Raw genomic sequence first — 16,942 nt, forward strand, 5'->3', positions numbered from 1 at the left:
TTTCTGTGGTAGAAAACAGTGTTGCCAAGAGTGAATAAAATGACTCTTTCTTTTTACACAATTATATGGACTTAATCAAGCATCATAAATGAAAAGCCTGATTACCTTTATATCGTCTGGGCAGGATCCAATGCCCCATGGAAACAGTTAAAGGATATGCAGCTGGAAGAGCAGGGAATTAAAATTTCCACTGCGGCGCAGGATATTGCTTCCTTAAAGACGATGGATTCTCTAATTGGCATGAGAGGCTTTTCCATTTACTATCACACCCTTCCGGATAATGAAGTGAACGACTGGCTGGTGGAAGAGCATAAGAAAAAATTTGACGGTGAGATTCCTGACCTGTTTACAGCCGGCGGAATGACAGCTGCCATCTCCATTGTGGAGGCCCTGAAGAAAACAGAAGGTGATAAAGATGTGGACGGCCTGATCACCACAATGGAAAACATGGAGTTTGAGACACCGAAAGGAACGATGAAGTTCCGGGCTGAGGATCATCAGGCATTGCAGTCCCTGTACGCTGTAACCCTGGAGGAACAGGATGGTGTGGATCATCCGGTGCCGGTCCTGATCAGGGAATTGAATATGGAAGAAACCGAGCCGCCAATCCGAAATGACAAATAAAAATTCAGAATAGTTAGATATATAGGAGGATGCGCCAAGTTGGAAAATATTCTGGAAACCAAAAGCCTATCTGTTTCCTTTGGAGAGCATGATGTCATAAAAGATGTGAACATGGAAATAGAGCGAGGGAAGCTGACTTCGATTATCGGTCCAAATGGGGCCGGCAAGACCACTCTCTTTAACCTGCTGAGCGGCCAGATTGCTCCAACAGAGGGAGAGATTTATTTTAAGAAAGACAATATAACTAAGCTCTCTGTACCCTTACGGGCGAGAAGAGGCATTGGACGTTCCTTCCAGCTCACCAATATTTTTCCGGAATTGACGGTGCTCGAAAATATCAGACTGGCCATCCAATCATCAAGTAAAGATTACTACTCAATCTTTCCAAGGCTTTCGTACATGAACCGCCAGCAGGATGAAGCAAAAGCGGCCATGGAGAGGTGCATGTTAAGCGGGAAGGAAGATGTGCTGGCACAGGATCTGGCACATGGGGAAAAACGAAAACTGGAGCTGGCCATGCTGCTGGCTCTAAAAACAGAACTGCTTCTTCTAGATGAACCGACAGCAGGCATATCGATTGAAGAGATCCCTGCCATTCTGGAAGTGATTGAGAAAATTAAGAAGGAAGGCCTGTACACGATTGTCTTAATCGAACACAAAATGGAAATGGTCATGCACCTGTCCGATACCCTTGTGGTGCTATTCAATGGAGAGCTCCTGGCCAGCGGCAATCCGAAGGAAATTATTAAGGATCAAAGAGTTCAGACGGCATATTTAGGAGGCTTCCACCGTGAGTCTATTAAAACTGGATAATCTGGAGACCTATTTGGGTCAATATCACATTCTTCAGGGTGTGTCCATGTCTGTGGAAGAGGGAAGCATCACCGTTCTCTTCGGGAGAAATGGCGCAGGCAAAACGACAACACTGCGCACCATCATGGGCTTTAACCCATCCACCACGGGTTCCGTGCATTATCACGATCAGAAGATCAGCGGAATCCCTACCCATCTGATCTCCAGAAAAGGAATCGGCTATGTGCCGGAAAATCAGGGAATGTTCAGTGCGCTGACAGTAGAAGAAACCCTGAATCTGGCCAAGGCAAAGAGCAAAGGTGAGACAGAGGAAAAAATGGAGTGGATGCTGGAGCTCTTCCCGGATTTGAAGAAGTTCTGGAGCAAAAAAAGCGGTTTGCTTTCCGGCGGTCAAAAACAGATGCTGGCGATTGCCAGGGCGTATATCAATGGAGATGGACTGCTTCTGATTGATGAGCCAAGCAAAGGATTATCGCCGATCATGGTTGAAAAGCTGATGGAATCGATTCTGAAAATGAAGGAAAAAACCACGATTCTGCTTGTGGAGCAGAATTTCCTGATGGCGAGTGAAATCGGCGATTACTTTTACATTATGGACGACGGAAAAATAGTCCATGATGGCTTGATGCAGGATCTTAAGGAGGACAAGGAAACCTGTCAGAAATTCTTGGGCATCGCGTAAGCAGTGAAGGGGGGCTGGAAATGGAAGTCTTTATTAATTTATTGGTCAATGGGGTTTCAACTGGGCTTTTGATATTCCTTCTGGCTGCTGGACTTACCTTAATCTTTGGACTGATGAGTGTATTGAACTTCGCCCATGGCGGATTATTCGTCTGGGGCGCTTTCTCAGGAGCATGGTTTTTTAAAGAAACAAACAGTTTTCTATTAGCGATAGCGGGTGCAGTTGCTGTCGGAATGGTCTTGGGCTGGGTATTGGAGAGATTCCTGATCCGTCCTGTCTATGGGAATCATGTGAGACAACTGCTGATTACATTAGGCGGGATGCTGGTATTATCGGAAAGCATCAAAATCTTCTGGGGGCCAAACCCGATAAGGGTAAACCTGCCAGCGTGGCTTGAAGGGAGTTATCAGTTTGATGGAATCATCATCATAAAATACCGTGTGTTTGTGATTGTGGTTGGACTGCTGCTGTATCTGGCATTATGGCTTTTGCTCAGCCGTACGCAGATTGGACTTATGATCAGGGCTGGAGTGCTGGATAAGGAAATGGTTCAGGCGCTCGGAATCAATGTAAAAGGACTTTTTACATTCGTATTTCTGCTCGGTGCCGGATTGGCTGCTTTAGGCGGAGCGCTATTAGCGCCGTATTCTGGAGTCGTTTTTGCGGAAATGGGCATGCAGTATGCCATCCTGGCTTTCATTGTTGTCATCATTGGCGGAATGGGAAGCCTGCAGGGATCTGCACTGGCTTCCCTGATCGTAGGAGTAGCGGGAGCGTTTATGGCTTATTATATGCCTGATTTGTCACTGGCATTGAATATGCTCCTATTGGCTATCGTATTATTGGTGAAACCAACAGGGCTGCTGGGAGAAAAGGGGAGTGCTGTATGAGAGGTGTATTTCATAAAGTGCCGCTGTACTGGGGGCTTGCGATTCTGCTTTTCATGCTTCTGGTACCCTTTGTTAACGACTCCCGAAGCACACTGATTTTACTTACTCAAATTTTCATTTTTGCCATATTTGCGATGAGCTTTGATATTCTGTTAGGGTATACCGGCATTGTTTCCTTTGGTCATTGTATGTTCTTTGGAATCGGCGCTTACAGCACGGCTCTCATTTTTAATAAGCTGGATGCAACTCTGCCAAACTTTTTAATTGGATTGGTTATAGGCATCATCCTATCCGCTCTGGTTAGCTATATCATTGGTTTATTATCACTAAGGCTCAAAAGCCACTTTTATGCGATGCTGACACTGGCAGTATCACAGCTCTTTCTTGTACTGGCAGAGAAATGGAGGGGACTGACGCATGGCGGAGACGGTTTTACCTTCAGTGTGCCTGACGTATTCAAAGACCGTACTTCTTTCTATTACATTACACTCATTAGTGTTGCCGTTGTTTTCATCCTGCTGAAGCTTTTTACAGAATCGTCCACTGGAAAGGTGCTAAAAGCCATTTCCCAGAATGAATATCGTGCAGAAGCACTGGGGTATCAAACACTACATTATAAACTGATTGCCAGCGTGACGGCTGGAGTGGCAGCTTCCTTAAGCGGCGCACTTTATGCAGTGTCACTACGGTTCATTAATACCAATGTCTTTTCTATTGAAGTTACCCTTGATGCTCTCTTAATGACGATGATCGGGGGAATGGGAACCCTGGCTGGTGCCATAGCAGGAGCGGGGATCATCGAATTTTTAAGACATTATCTTTCTGAGCTTGCGATGACTTTCCCCATCTTTGAACGATGGACGATTATCCTCGGATTCTTATATATAGTGGTGCTCCTTGGGTTCCCTTCCGGTTTGGCAGGAGTTATTAAAAAGTTCACCTTGAAAAAGGGGAGGAGGGAGAAGAGGAAAAGGAATATGGAGAGGGCTGCATAGTGTGGGATAAGATGATTCTGGAAACCTTGCCATCATGGGTAAGGTTTTTTATTAATTGCAAAAACACTTATTTTTTCGGGATATTGAACGTGGGGTTAATATCAAAACTATTATCTTTAATGTTGTGAAAAAACGTTCTTAAGCTGATGAGAGCTGATAAATCCAATGCGGATCAGGCTATTGAAGCGGTCATAGTTATCATCAGAACATAGAAAAAGAATAAACCTCTCCATCAAAATCAAGGGATTTCAGGAGAGGCTGGTATTATAGGCTGCTCTTAGAAAAATATTTCCGGGTTTCTTCACGTGTTTGATTTGGCAAGACACGATCCAGCTCTTCATTTAACCATGAAAGTGTTTTACTGCGCAGGAAATCACGCATTTTTTCTTCGGCTAAGAGCATAACTAAATTGATGGTGCAGGAGGAGGTACTTGACGAGCAGATATTTTCTCTATACAAATAACCATTATCTTTAATGTTTTTACATTGAAAAATTGGCTTGGGACCTTCAACTGCTTCAATTACATCCCAAAAAGATATTTCTTCTGGAGATTTAGCGAGTTTATAACCACCCTTAACTCCAGGGACTGAACTAACAATTTCGTTCTTAGATAATTTACTGAATATCTTTAGTTTGAGAAGTGTGCTTACATACTAATAAGTGTGGTACTGAGTTATAGTGAATGTTAACTTCAGTCAATTAATAGATGTATGCTCTTAAAAGGACACATATAAGAGACATGGCAAGGAGCTTGAACAGAATGGAGACATCTATAGAAAGGCTATTATGGAGTATGGCACTTCCTGGTTTTGGGCAATTTTTAAATGGAAAATTGATAAAGGGAATGGTTATTGTATTTTTAGAGTTCCTTATAAATGTACAAGCGAATTTCAATGGGGTCATTATTTCAAGTTTTCATGGAGATATTGAAAAGGCAATTGCAGAAACCGATTATTTGTGGCTGATGTTTTACCCTTGTTTGTATTTTTTTGCTATGTGGGATTCCTTTAAAGATGCGGGAGGAGGAAAAAATAGTTATGAAAAAAGCACTTCGAACCATTTTAACCAGGGCAGCCATCTTATTGTTAAGCACTTTAAGTAAGCTGTTTAGTCACTGTATAATGAATAATTACCATGTTCATTTACAAACTAAGAAAAGAAAATAATTTTCAATATACAGACTTAACCGTCCCAAAGGTTAAGAATTTCTTTAAAGAAATTCTCAATAAGTTAATGCAAATGGATATTTCTATTTTAAATTTGCTGGAGCAAAAGGGTTTACTCCAAAACAGGCCTTTTTCATACAAAAATGCTGAAGACAGAGAGAGCAAGCTATTCAAAGTGGCATCAACCCAGCAGAGGCCGCTTAATGCTGTTGAATTAGCAAGTATGTTTGGTTCCTTTCAATGTAATAATGTTGGTTTAGCTTTATGTACTGCTTTTTCAGATGTCGCAAAGGATGAAGATACAATGAGTTTTTTAGAGGATGGAACCAAATTGTCATACCATCAAGTTGATGTTTTATCAGAAATATACAGAGAAAACGGAGTGCCAACAACCACTGGACTGGAGGCTCACGTTTATAAGGTGAATAAATCCCCATTTTCAGATAAACTAATGGCTAACTTAATCATGTTCTTGAACCCCATCGGAATAGGCAATCTGCAAACTGCTGTGGTTTCAAGTTATAAAAAAAGTCACGTGAAAAGACTAAGGAATTAATTGATCAGGTGGAAAGCTATTCAGCGCAAGGGTTTAAGTTATTGGTGCGGAAAGACTGGCTTAATGAGCCGCCTGTAGCCAATAGGTCAATTGATAGGTAATAATTTGAGTCAAACAGCCTAAAACATTCCCGAAAAGTTATGAGAGTGAACAAAAAGCCGATTTCATTATAATAGGAGAATCGGCTTCTTAACATTCATCATTTTGTTGTTGAGTATTACAAGTTCTTATTGAATGAATTCAGTTAACCTCCTATAAGAAAGAACATCGCCATTTGTCATTTGATGAAAGGTCTGGTTGTTTACAATCTCTTCACCGATAGACCGTAAATAGGTTAAGGTCGCTCTAAATGGGACGGATCCACAGCTAAGCCTTTCGATTCCGATTTCAGATAGCTCTGATATAGAAGGCATCTCTGGGTCAACCAATAAGTTGATAGGACAAGAAACTTCCTCTCTAATTTTTTTTATACTCGTCCTATCAGTTAAGCCAGGAATGAAAATGCAATCAGCCCCTGCATCCTGGTAGGCTTTTGCCCGCTTTACAACTTCTCGTAAACGCGTTGAAGAATCCCCAGCATTTAACCAAAACAGATCTGTTCGTGCATTAATAAGTAACCGCATATTGCTGGATTCCGAAAGTTCTTTGATAGCTGCTATTTTTTCCTCTTGAGATGAAATATCAAATATTGGACTGTCAGGATCACCTGTACCGTCCTCCAGATTTATCCCGATAGCTCCAGCAGCAGCTACTGCTTTTACCGTCTCCAAAACTTCTTCAACAGTCACTCCATAACCTGCCTCAATGTCTGCGCTCACAGGAACATTTACTGATTTGGCGATATTTTCAATCGTTTCAACCATTTTGTTAAGAGGTATACTTTGCCCATCCAAGTACCCCAAAGAAGCAGCAATACCGGCACTTGTTGTTCCAATCGCTTTAAAGCCGCATTCTTCAAACATCTTTGCACTGATTACATCCCATGCGTTTGGCAAAACAAAGGTGGATGATTGCTGATGTAAGCGGTGAAAGGTATTTGCCTTTAATGATTGTTCCTTGCTACTCATAGAATTAAGCTCCTTTTCCTGATTTGATTAGAGTATTTTATTGCTTCATTTGTGGATGCCCTCTTGAGTAGATGTTCGGAGGGGTTGAAAACTCTGGATGATCCCTAAGATCTCACTTTGAAAAAAGGGAAGTGGAGAGCGCTGCTTAGATAGCCATTTATCCAGAAACCAAGAAAAACGCTCGGCAATCTCGAGCGTATTATTGCGGCGGATTTGCAACGCCTAAATTAACCCAATCCTCTTTTGATGGACCATAAACCCCAAAAGGCTTTAACCCTGCCTGGCGGATGAGAATGGTCAATTGGCCGCGATGATGCACAATGTGTTTAATTAAGCCCATCAAAATTTGAGCATTGGTTTCCTCTCTTCCAAATGCCTTCTGTGTCTGGCTCAATGAGTCATCTGTCCATTGCTGTTCGATCGCCAGTTTCGCTTTCTCACTCAGCTTTTTAAATGTATCCGCAATTTCTTTGGCAGAAGAGGGGACATCTTCTTCATTCAGCTCTCTGCATTCTTACTCCGAAATGAGATAAATAATCAGGAATATTCGTGGTGAAATGCCAGGCAATTCGCCCTAAGGTGCGTCCTTCAGGATAGACCTGCTGCTTTAAAGAGTCATCTGTTAAACCGTCCAGTACCTTTTGTGTCAGCATTGCTTCTCTATTCCATTCTTTAATAAAATCTTTTACTGTAACGTACATAAAGCATCCCTCCGTTCATGGGGTAAATTATAAAACGTTTGTTCGTATTTTTCAAGGGTCCATCTTATGATTATGGTTATAAATGTTACAAAATTTTCACAATTCATTCGACAATCTTCGCGCGAAACTGGCCGCTTATTTCTATATAGTGAAAAGTGTCAGGTTTTAAAAGATTGGGGTGTAAAGATGAGAACTTTAAAGATAAAAGACTTAACCCTCGACGCTCTGGAAGAGCTGGAACACGATCTACATGAAAATGGGGAAAAAAGCGATTACGGCTATTACATGCAGCTGGTGATCCTCTATGAAACGATGTATAAAAAGCTTACAAATCTCGCCAGAAATAATGGCCCCTATTATGACAACGCCCTTCAGCAAACGAAAAAACTGCTGATATCCCATCTTATTAAATATGGAACCTACTTAAAAATGAATCACTTCAGAGATGACGGGGATGCTGTAGAGTCACTCCTCAAGGCAATTAGAGTGGAACAAAAGCTTCCAATAGCGTATTACCGTCTTGGCTGCCTCGCCTATAAACACGGCAAATACGGTTCAGCTGTCCGCTATTTCCAGCAGTCCCTAAGTCAGCAGCTCTCAGGTGACCCAAGATACAGCCTCAATCAGCAGCAGGAACTCCACGCCCATATGTATTTGGCCAACAGCGGGCTGCATGTTGCGGGCGAGACCTATGAAACGATGGGAAAACTCCCATATATGGATCAGCTCCCGAACGCAGAGCTGTCCCCATTATTTGAAGCAATATCAGCCAATGAAACCTACCTGCATAACCACGCCTTCTACAAAATGACCAAAAATAAAACGGAAACCTGTTCAAAGGATGCTTGCGAACACCTCTTTGAAAACAATGAAGCAGGTGAGCTGGTCCTGTACTTTAACGACCGTGAAAATATACTATTACTTAATGGTCAGGATGCCATCATCACTCCAACCGATGCGAATATGATCAGACATTTCATGCTGTGCTCCAGCAAAGAAAATCCAAGTACGAGAATCACTATGCGTGACTTCTTCGGAAGAACGGGGCGTGATGGGGAGGTAAAAAAGAGCACCTTCATCAAATCCATAGAAAGACTCAGGGAAAAATTACGGGATATGCCTGAGATGATTGATGTAACGGAAGAAAGGGGAGAGACTGCTTATTATTATAATGGAACCCATCCATTTACCGTCCTCTTCAGGGTGGATGATGCTTTTGCGAATGAATATGTGAACTGAAAATGCATGAATGAGGAGCCTAATGAGCGGTAATTTAAAACTGCTCATTAGGCTTTTTTTAAGGACTGTCACATCTCGGTGTTATGATGATGTGTCCTTCTAAGTGCCTGTTTTAGTTTTGGAACAAGGAAAAAGGACAAAGCTGTTACAGCCAGGTCGAGAGGAAAATAGGCAAGCATCCAGCCCCAGGCCATACCGTAGCTAAATCCTGCCGGTGCATCTGCCCAAAGTAGAAGCGCAAAATACATCCAGTTGGTTCCAATTATGTAGTTGCAAAAAAGGCTTAAAGATCCTGCCATAAAATAATGCTTTGGTTTAACCAGCTGAGAATCCCCTACCCATTTTCCAGCAACATAGGCAACAGCAACAAAAGACAGCACAAAGCCAAAGGTCGGGCTTAATAACTGGGCAGGCCCTCCTTTAAACTGTGCAAAAACAGGTGCACCTATTAAACCGACAAACACATAGACCAGCATAGCAATGGATCCTTTTCTGCTTCCTAACACTGCCCCGGCTAAAATAGCAAAGAGAAGCTGCAAAGTAATAGGAACACTCCCGATCATGAGAAATGGGGATAGATTTGCACCCACACCCATCAATGCCGCAAAAAGACCGCAAAGAACCAAATCTTGAGTCTTTAAATCTTTCATATGAACCTCCTTTTGTGTTAACCAAAAATATTTTTGGTTAACAATAAGTTGAATATAATATTCTCATATGTTAACTTATTTGTAAATATGGTTAACATTTAAAAGGAGGAATAGTTATTAGAAGTCTCTTTATTACAGGCATAGATACTGACGCAGGAAAAACGACAGCTGCCGCTCTTCTTTTAGCGTATTTAAAAAAGAAAGGCATCCAGGCGGCTGCATATAAGCCCGTGCAAAGTGGTGCTGAAATGATTGATGGCGTGCTTTCTGCACCAGATGTGGAGTTTTATAAACTGGCCAATCCGGAATTAGCCGCTTCCACTACATATCTATTAAAAAAACCATGTTCCCCGCATCTGGCTGCAAGGGAAGAGGAAATAGAAATCGAGATTGATAAGATCATTGAGCATTATCAAGGGCTGTCAAGGGATAATGAATTTGTATTAATAGAAGGTGCTGGCGGAGTCTTCGTTCCTTTAAGGGACGATGGATACAGCATGCTTGAATTAATGAAAGAACTGTCCGCTCCAGTTGTGATTGTGGCAAGGACCGGGGTGGGCACAATCAACCACACCGTTCTGACCGCTGAAAGGTTAAAACAAGAAGGGATAAATGTGGTTGGCGTTATCATGAATCAGATGACAATAGAGGATACAAAGGTTGAGCAGGACAACATACGAATGATTGAGCTTATGACCAGGGTGCCTGTTTTAGGGATGATCCCCTATTTAGAAAATCCATTATCCGCCTTTGGTAATTCAGACATGCTTGACCATCTATTTTCAAAGCTGATGGAGGTGGACAGTAATGAGTGAGCAGGCAAATCTGTTAGAAAGCAGCATGAAGCATCTATGGCTTCCGTTTACACAAATGACAGACTATGAGAGAGATCCGCTGATCATTGAGAGCGGAGAAGGGATCATTCTGAAGGATATGAATGGGAAGGAATATCTGGATGGATACTCCTCACTTTGGCTAAATGTGCACGGCCACCGGAAAAAGGAATTGAATGTGGCGATAATGGAGCAGCTTGATTTAATAGCTCATTCCACACTTTTAGGAGCAGCGAATGTACCTGCTATCCGGCTTGCTGAGAAGCTTATTGAGATTACACCGGAAAATTTGCAGCGGGTATTCTATTCTGATTCCGGGGCAACCTCCGTAGAAATCGCCATTAAAATGGCCTATCAATATTGGCAAAATAAAGGGAAACAAAAGAAAAAGAAATTCGTCACGCTCACGAACAATTATCATGGAGATACAATTGGAGCCATTAGTATCGGGAATGTTGATTTATTCCACCGCGTGTATGGATCCTTAATGTTTCAAACCTTAAAAGCTCCTTTTCCTCTCCAATATCGGAGTCCTTATTCAGGTGAAGCAGAGGTTAAAGAAAGGGCATTAACAGAGCTGAGAGCCATTTTCCAGGAACATCATGAAGAAATTGCAGCCATAACACTCGAACCGCTTATCCAGGGAGCAGGCGGCATGAATGTCATGCCTGCTGGCTATCTTAAAGGGGTGGAAGAGCTATGCCGTGAATTTAACATCCTTTTAATTGCGGATGAGGTAGCGACAGGCTTTGGCCGGACAGGAAAGATGTTTGCAGTAGAGCATGAAGGCGTTCTGCCGGATATCATGACCGTTGCTAAAGGGATCACAGGCGGTTATCTTCCGCTTGCTGCCACACTCACGACAGAGGAAATTTATCAGGAGTTTTATGGGGAATATGAAGAAATGAAAACCTTCTTCCATGGGCATTCCTACACAGGCAATCAGCTCGGATGTGCAGTCGCCCTGGCTAACCTGAAAATCTATGAAAAAGAAAACCTTGTCGAACAGGCAGCCAAAAAAGCAGAAGTCATTCAATCTGAATTAGCTGCATTAAAAAGCCTCAAACATATAGGAGACATCCGTCAAGTGGGACTGATGTGCGGCATTGAGCTGGTTCAGGATAAAGAAACAGGGAAGCCCTTCCCATGGGAAAGCCGAATGGGGTACCATTCAACACTGGAAATGAGAAAAAGAGGCATGCTGACTAGACCGCTAGGGGATGTAATTGTCTTTATGCCGCCTTTGGCGAGTACGGATGACCAAATCAGGCAAATGATTCAAATCATGAGAGATTCGATTGAAGCCGTGACTGAAAAAGAAAAGTCGTTTGTTTGATTAGAAACAGCCCCCTTATTCATTTAATATAGGGGGCTGTATGTGTTGAGGGCTATTTAGTAAATCCTCCAGTGCCAGATCCAGGGTGGAATGATTCTCAGGTTCCAGCCAGTTTTCCGGAATGAGGAGATAAGAGCAGCTGCCGCTGTGTAAATAGCGGTAAATAATATGCGCTGCATCGATTTCATGTCTGCTAATGTCTCCGTTCGCATTTGCTTCATCTTTAAAATAAGCTAAAATGTTCGCTTTTATTTTTTCCTTCTTGCTGTGTGCTGCTGCATAGCTGTGGCTGAACAGAATCTCCGTCTTTTTAATAAGGAAAAGTTTAATCCTAGTATCTGTTAATCTTTCGATAGCGAGGATATTATGATTTTCTTCAGTGAATTCGATCACTTTTTCTTTTATTAACAGGGAGCTTACTGCCTGTATATGATCCCGATAGGCGGAGGCCGCTTCAAAATTAAATGCTTCAGAGGCATTCAACATCATTTGATTCATGTCCTCGATAATACTCATGTCAGTGCCTTTCAGAAAACCGATAAACCTGTCCAGGATGTCATTGTACTGCTGTTCCGCAGGCCCGCCAAGACACCGGCCAAGGCAGGAGCCTAAGGAATAATTCAGGCAGGCGGAGTTCGTTCCATTGGGATTGCTGCAATTCAGCATAAAGCATTCCTTTAACCCCCGAATAGCTCTTTCTACATTTCTTCGGCTTGTAAAAGGGCCAAAAAAAATCTTGCCGTCATTTTCAATGGGATTAAAGGCAATATCAATTTTACGGTGATTGCCGGTAAGGCTGATCGAGATATAAATGAATGACTGCGGACTCTTCATCATTCGATTATAGAGCGGCTTAATGCTTTTAATTAATTGGCATTCAAGCATAAAAGCCTCGAATTCGGTATCTGTCAGGATATAGTCAAAATCCCTTAAGTGTTTGACCAGCTTTTTTATCTTTGGTGAATGGTTGGTAGAGTTACGGAAATAAGACTGAACCCGATTCTTTAGATTTTTCGCCTTCCCCACATACAGAGTTTGACCCTGGGAATCCTTCATCAGATAGACGCCTGGAGTTAAGGGCAGGTTTTTCACCTTGTCAGGGAGATTAATAGGGATTCATTCCTTTACTGGGATATTTATTTAGTATTTTATCATGGAATGGGATTTGGGGGCGCTATTTCTCTGATTTGGGTGTTGGCATGGATATGTACTGCTTGTGTGAAGGCATGAATTTGAAAACTTAGTTAGTCAATTGCAACCGGCTCCCGTCAGGCAGGAAAATGGCATACCGGGAAAGCGGTATGGCCGAAACATCATCGGCGACTTGAACAATCATCTTGAAGCTTGGATTGACTGGAATCTCGTGCTGAATGAAGAAGGCGGGCCGAACCATGTGTGGAATTATTGTGATGCGCCGGTGATTGTGGATACGAAGAAGGATGAGGTTCACTATAACAGCTCCTACTATTATATTGGGCATTTTAGCAAGTTCATTAAGCCTGGAGCCAGGCGAATTGGCAGCAAGGCATCGAATAGCCGCATATTGGGCACCGCCTTTGAGAACACCAATGGAGGAACGGTGGCGGTTTTGATGAATGAGAATGATAGTAAAGAAGAAGTATCTTTATCCTTTGGGGGAAAAAGTATGATGCTGTTTCTTCCGGAGCATTCTATTGCGTCGATTATTATTCATTGATCGAATGAAATGGCCAGACCCCGGCTGTTTAAAAGCAGACAGGCCCCCCCTTTTCTTTATAGTAAAAAAATAATTCCTTTTTAGTAGATCTGGTAATTCACACTTTAAACAGCTAGTAAAGTAGGGGTGCTAGTGAATAAAAGCAAAAGATAGTTTGGTAAAAAATGTGCCTTCAGCTAGGAAAATGACTTATACAAAACATAGATATTTATATAACAAAAATTAAAGTGTTATGTTTCCAGTTCACCTATACTTGTTTAATTATACAGCTATTTGGTTTTCCCCCATAATACTAAGTGGTCTCCCATATCTGCAAATTGAATAAACAATATTGTTATTGTGGTAAATGATGTCTTTTGTTGTATAAAAAGGATAGATGTATATAGGTGATCATCCTGTTCATTTATCCTTTTACTTTTACACCTATAAAATGTGTGACTTTCTAATCAAGTATTTAGTTCTAAGGTATCCTAGAGATTTAATATAAGCAGATGATTTAGCTACCTATTTTGTAGGCCATTGAACGACCATTTGCCAACAAGTTTCTATAAAGTATAATATGAGGATAGAAAAATACAGCAAAAGGAAGAACTCTTGATTATTTTTAAACAAAAGTCACCAGTCTCTTTTATAGTTGAAAAAGATTAAGTTAAATAGTAAGTCGAACTTCTTAACAGGAGGGAAAGATGAAAATTTATGTGGATGCAGATGCTTGTCCGGTGAAAGATATTATTATTGCAGAAGCAAGGGATTTTGAAATTCCGGTTATCCTTGTTACAAGCTTTTCTCATTTTTCTAATGCAGAACAGCCATCAGGAGTGAAAACCATTTATGTTGATTCTGGAGCAGATGCTGCAGATTATCGAATTGTGAAGTTAGTGGAAAAAGGAGATATTATCGTGACGCAAGATTATGGTCTTGCGTCACTAGGTTTAGCAAAAGGAATTATCGTCCTCCACCATAAAGGATTTAGATATACAAATGAAAATATTGACCAATTATTACAAACACGTTATTTAAGTGCAATGGCTAGAAAAAGCGGACAGCGAACGAAGGGACCAAAGCCTTTTACAGCAGAAGACCGGGAGCAATTTAGGGATCTTTTTAAACAGGTTATTTCACGTAAAATTTAAGCTAAACTTAGAGATTCAGAAAGGAGCTAAATATTTTGAAGTATTTAAAATCGCAAATGCAACAACTAATTAAGGAAAATAAAGAACTCCATACACGCTTTAAAGAACTGAAGGCTGAGCATGGTCTTGAGAAAAACAATGCCCTCAAGGCCTTGTACCATTCAGAAGTTGCGGATGGAGGAAAGTACCAGGTAGCTTACCAAGCACTTGATCAGCCCAAAAAGTAGACTCTTATATCTAATTATACTTACTAAAAATTCTGTTATAAATGCTGGATGGTTATAAGTGGATTAAGTTATTGACCAACTTATGAAGTGGGTTGCTACGCAGTACAACGATACTGCGTATTCGAACGACATATATTTGTTCTCTTTGTAGAAGAATGTACTTATTAACGAGGGCTTGAGTTTAGTGTCTGAGGAATTTGAGAATCTTTCCAGGGTTCACGATGCATTCCCTGACAAGCACTTAATTTTCACAGAAGGGTGCATAGAAGGCGGTCCTCAGCCAGGCGAATGGCATACCGGAAAGCGGTATGGCCGAAACATCATTGGCGACTTGAACAATCATCTTGAAGCATGGATTGACTGGAATCTCGTGCTGAATGAAGAAGGCGGACCGAATCATGTTGGGAACTACTATATAGCGACGATTATTATTCATTGATAGGAGGACAGCCCTGATTGGGGGCTGTTTTTTTGTATAGTGACAGGTCATGCAGATGATTGCAGGGCCATCGGTCTTTTTTTAACATCTGATGATTGAGTCTTGTTATAACACGGTGAGAGGGTTCTATTCGTTATTTTAGAATCAGGAGCCAGGGAGGGTGGGTATAAACAGGCGGCCTTCCTTGGGCTTTATATTAGTAGTCAAAAGTTTATACTTGAATAGATGAAAAGAAGCGTCATGATCCTGTTACGTTATACTTTATTTAGAAGTGATAGCTCCGCTTTTCTTTTTAATTTAATAGATGAGGAATTTTATGGTATAATAGGACTATCGCGAAAAAATTGTTAATAATTGGAGGAAGTATGCGGAAAATTGACCTATTAAAAGACAGTAGATTTGGAGAAAGGGTTGCGGAGGATGAGCAAGAAACCCTTTCATCTTATTTTGTAAAGACAGATACTTGGAAACAGTTATTAAATGATGAATTAGATGTAATCTATGGTTCAAAAGGATCCGGAAAAAGTGCTCTTTACTCTTATCTCCTACAAAATGAAGGAAGTTTTTCCGACAGAAATACACTTTTGGTTCCGGCTGAGGAACTAAGAGGAGATCCTGTTTTTGGACAAGTTCTTGCTAAAGATGTAATTAGTGAAGAAGAGTTCAAGGGATTATGGCTAATATATATTCTAACTCTGATTGGCAAACAAGTTACACAGTTTAGGTCAGAAGATGAGAAAGTAGAAAAATTTATTAGAAAGTTAGAAAACGAAGAACTTTTGGAAGGTTCGGGATTACGGAGAATCCTTTCCAATGCCCGCGATTATGTAAAGGATTTCTTCGGAAGAGTTAACGAGGTAAGTGGCGGGTTAGAGTTAGACCCTTTAACTTCAATGCCTAAATTATCAGGAAATATTACATTTTTTGAACCGAGAAAAGAGCAAAGAAGAGCTGGATATATCTCTGTTTACGAACTTTTAGACTTAGCTCAAGAGGTATTAGAAAGTTTGAATATGAAAGTGTGGATCATGTTTGACAGATTAGATGTTGCTTTTTCAGAAAGTCCCGAACTTGAATCTGTTGCTCTTAAAACTCTCTTTAAAACCTATAATGATTTGAAATCAAAGAGTAATATAAAGCTGAAAATCTTTATAAGGGATGATATATGGGAGAGAATTGTCTCTGAGGATGGATTTCGGGAAGGAAGCCATATTACAAAACAGGTAACAATAAAGTGGAATGAACAAGACTTATTTCAATTACTAACTAGCCGTATATTGGATAATCAAGTATTTCGAGATAACTTTAATGTTACTAAGGATGAGGTTCTTAGAGATAGTAACAAACAACAGGAAATTTTCTACTCTATTTTCCCTGAGCAAGTAGAAACTGGTAACAACCCAAAAACATTTAATTGGATGGTAAGTCGTGTTAAAGACGGTTTAGGAATAAGTGCTCCTCGGGAACTAATTCATTTACTGAATGAATCAAGATTGGCACAAATAAGACAACTTGAAACAGGAACACAGGAAAATTCATATGATGAAATAATTAGTAGGTCAGCTCTGAAAGAAGCATTAAAAGAAGTTTCGAGAGTTAGACTTAATCAGACAATATATACAGAGTTTTCTGCACTAAAACCTTATATTGAAATGCTTAAAGAGCATAAAACAGAACAAGACTTAGATACCTTATGCAAGATTTTTGGTGTTTCTAAAAAGAAATCTGCGGAAATCGTTCAAGGGCTTGTTGCCATAGGTTTATTTGAAGAAAGAAAAGAAAAAGGAACAGGTACGACAACTTACTGGACACCATTTATGTATAGGGATGGTTTAAAGATGATTCAGGGAAGAGAAACTTGACTCAAGAATTATATAACATAGGGATGATTCGA

15 protein-coding genes and 5 pseudogenes are annotated in these 16,942 nt (G+C 40.9%); 15 read left to right on the top strand and 5 right to left on the bottom strand.

All coding sequences use genetic code 11. The annotated features are described in order from the left end of the window. Positions 1-78: 78 nt before the first annotated feature. The 5 genes and pseudogenes from ACTHRG_RS14795 to ACTHRG_RS14815 form a co-directional block, all read left to right on the top strand. Positions 79-624: pseudogene (locus ACTHRG_RS14795) on the top strand (ABC transporter substrate-binding protein); the annotation flags it as partial. Positions 625-663: 39 nt separating this feature from the next. Then, positions 664-1,437 carry an ABC transporter ATP-binding protein gene (locus ACTHRG_RS14800; protein WP_440231492.1) on the top strand — a complete coding sequence of 258 codons (774 nt, stop codon included), beginning with the start codon at positions 664-666 and terminating at the stop codon, positions 1,435-1,437. Continuing rightward, entirely contained in the window at positions 1,415-2,119 is a 705-nt protein-coding gene (locus ACTHRG_RS14805) for an ABC transporter ATP-binding protein (RefSeq protein ID WP_252218737.1), read from the top strand. The genes ACTHRG_RS14800 and ACTHRG_RS14805 overlap by 23 nt, the downstream gene beginning before the upstream one ends. A gap of 20 nt (positions 2,120-2,139) precedes the next feature. Next, a complete protein-coding gene (locus tag ACTHRG_RS14810; RefSeq protein ID WP_048008517.1) occupies positions 2,140-3,009 on the top strand; it encodes a branched-chain amino acid ABC transporter permease in 870 nt (289 codons plus the stop codon). 41 nt (positions 3,010-3,050) lie between these two features. Next, a complete protein-coding gene (locus ACTHRG_RS14815; RefSeq protein WP_440231560.1) occupies positions 3,051-4,004 on the top strand; it encodes a branched-chain amino acid ABC transporter permease in 954 nt (317 codons plus the stop codon). A 264-nt stretch (positions 4,005-4,268) separates the two neighbouring features. Here ACTHRG_RS14815 and ACTHRG_RS14820 read toward each other — a convergent pair. Continuing rightward, positions 4,269-4,634, bottom strand: a pseudogene (locus tag ACTHRG_RS14820) (RrF2 family transcriptional regulator); the annotation flags it as partial. Between the two features lie 131 nt (positions 4,635-4,765). Here ACTHRG_RS14820 and ACTHRG_RS14825 point away from each other — a divergent pair. Both ACTHRG_RS14825 and ACTHRG_RS14830 read left to right on the top strand, forming a co-directional pair. Then, positions 4,766-5,044, top strand: a pseudogene (locus ACTHRG_RS14825) (hypothetical protein); the annotation flags it as partial. A gap of 95 nt (positions 5,045-5,139) precedes the next feature. Beyond that, positions 5,140-5,727: a DUF3231 family protein gene (locus ACTHRG_RS14830; RefSeq protein WP_440231494.1), complete on the top strand. Its 588-nt coding sequence runs from the start codon at positions 5,140-5,142 to the stop codon at positions 5,725-5,727. A 227-nt stretch (positions 5,728-5,954) separates the two neighbouring features. On the opposite strand, the gene ACTHRG_RS14835 is transcribed toward ACTHRG_RS14830, so the two are convergent. Next, on the bottom strand, positions 5,955-6,794 hold the full coding sequence (locus ACTHRG_RS14835) for an isocitrate lyase/PEP mutase family protein (RefSeq protein WP_440231495.1): 840 nt from the start codon (positions 6,792-6,794) through the stop codon (positions 5,955-5,957). 199 nt (positions 6,795-6,993) lie between these two features. Continuing rightward, positions 6,994-7,495, bottom strand: a pseudogene (locus ACTHRG_RS14840) (DinB family protein). 186 nt (positions 7,496-7,681) lie between these two features. Here ACTHRG_RS14840 and ACTHRG_RS14845 point away from each other — a divergent pair. Further along, positions 7,682-8,734, top strand: coding sequence for a tetratricopeptide repeat protein (locus tag ACTHRG_RS14845; RefSeq protein ID WP_440231496.1), 1,053 nt, complete (start codon positions 7,682-7,684; stop codon positions 8,732-8,734). Positions 8,735-8,802: 68 nt separating this feature from the next. Here the strand turns inward: ACTHRG_RS14845 and ACTHRG_RS14850 are convergent, their stop codons facing one another. After that, the gene (locus ACTHRG_RS14850) at positions 8,803-9,384 is read right to left on the bottom strand and encodes a biotin transporter BioY (RefSeq protein WP_440231497.1); all 582 of its coding nucleotides are present in this window, start codon (positions 9,382-9,384) and stop codon (positions 8,803-8,805) included. Between the two features lie 131 nt (positions 9,385-9,515). Here ACTHRG_RS14850 and bioD point away from each other — a divergent pair, with 131 nt between their 5' ends. Both bioD and bioA read left to right on the top strand, forming a co-directional pair. Next, positions 9,516-10,199, top strand: coding sequence for a dethiobiotin synthase (gene bioD, locus ACTHRG_RS14855; RefSeq protein WP_440231561.1), 684 nt, complete (start codon positions 9,516-9,518; stop codon positions 10,197-10,199). Then, positions 10,192-11,553 carry an adenosylmethionine--8-amino-7-oxononanoate transaminase gene (gene bioA, locus ACTHRG_RS14860; RefSeq protein ID WP_440231498.1) on the top strand — a complete coding sequence of 454 codons (1,362 nt, stop codon included), beginning with the start codon at positions 10,192-10,194 and terminating at the stop codon, positions 11,551-11,553. Before bioD ends, bioA begins: the two co-directional genes overlap by 8 nt. Positions 11,554-11,568: 15 nt before the next feature. On the opposite strand, the gene ACTHRG_RS14865 is transcribed toward bioA, so the two are convergent. Then, complete coding sequence (locus tag ACTHRG_RS14865; RefSeq protein WP_440231500.1) at positions 11,569-12,609, bottom strand: UvrB/UvrC motif-containing protein; 1,041 nt, start codon at positions 12,607-12,609, stop codon at positions 11,569-11,571. A 196-nt stretch (positions 12,610-12,805) separates the two neighbouring features. Between ACTHRG_RS14865 and ACTHRG_RS14870 the strand changes: the two genes are divergently transcribed. The 5 genes and pseudogenes from ACTHRG_RS14870 (at position 12,806) to ACTHRG_RS14890 (ending at position 16,910) form a co-directional block, all read left to right on the top strand. Further along, positions 12,806-13,249, top strand: coding sequence for a glycoside hydrolase family 30 beta sandwich domain-containing protein (locus tag ACTHRG_RS14870; protein ID WP_440231503.1), 444 nt, complete (start codon positions 12,806-12,808; stop codon positions 13,247-13,249). A gap of 686 nt (positions 13,250-13,935) precedes the next feature. Beyond that, positions 13,936-14,382, top strand: a complete 447-nt coding sequence (locus ACTHRG_RS14875) for a YaiI/YqxD family protein (protein WP_061794443.1) — start codon at positions 13,936-13,938, stop codon at positions 14,380-14,382. 35 nt (positions 14,383-14,417) lie between these two features. Continuing rightward, entirely contained in the window at positions 14,418-14,609 is a 192-nt protein-coding gene (locus ACTHRG_RS14880; protein ID WP_048008527.1) for a hypothetical protein, read from the top strand. A 184-nt stretch (positions 14,610-14,793) separates the two neighbouring features. Continuing rightward, positions 14,794-15,039, top strand: a pseudogene (locus ACTHRG_RS14885) (glucosylceramidase); the annotation flags it as partial. Positions 15,040-15,413: 374 nt separating this feature from the next. Continuing rightward, positions 15,414-16,910: a P-loop ATPase, Sll1717 family gene (locus ACTHRG_RS14890; protein WP_440231505.1), complete on the top strand. Its 1,497-nt coding sequence runs from the start codon at positions 15,414-15,416 to the stop codon at positions 16,908-16,910. The last annotated feature ends 32 nt before the right edge of the window (positions 16,911-16,942 follow it).

The organism is Cytobacillus sp. SAFR-174 (assembly GCF_051964675.1).
Classification (GTDB): Bacteria; Bacillota; Bacilli; order Bacillales; family Cytobacillaceae; genus Cytobacillus.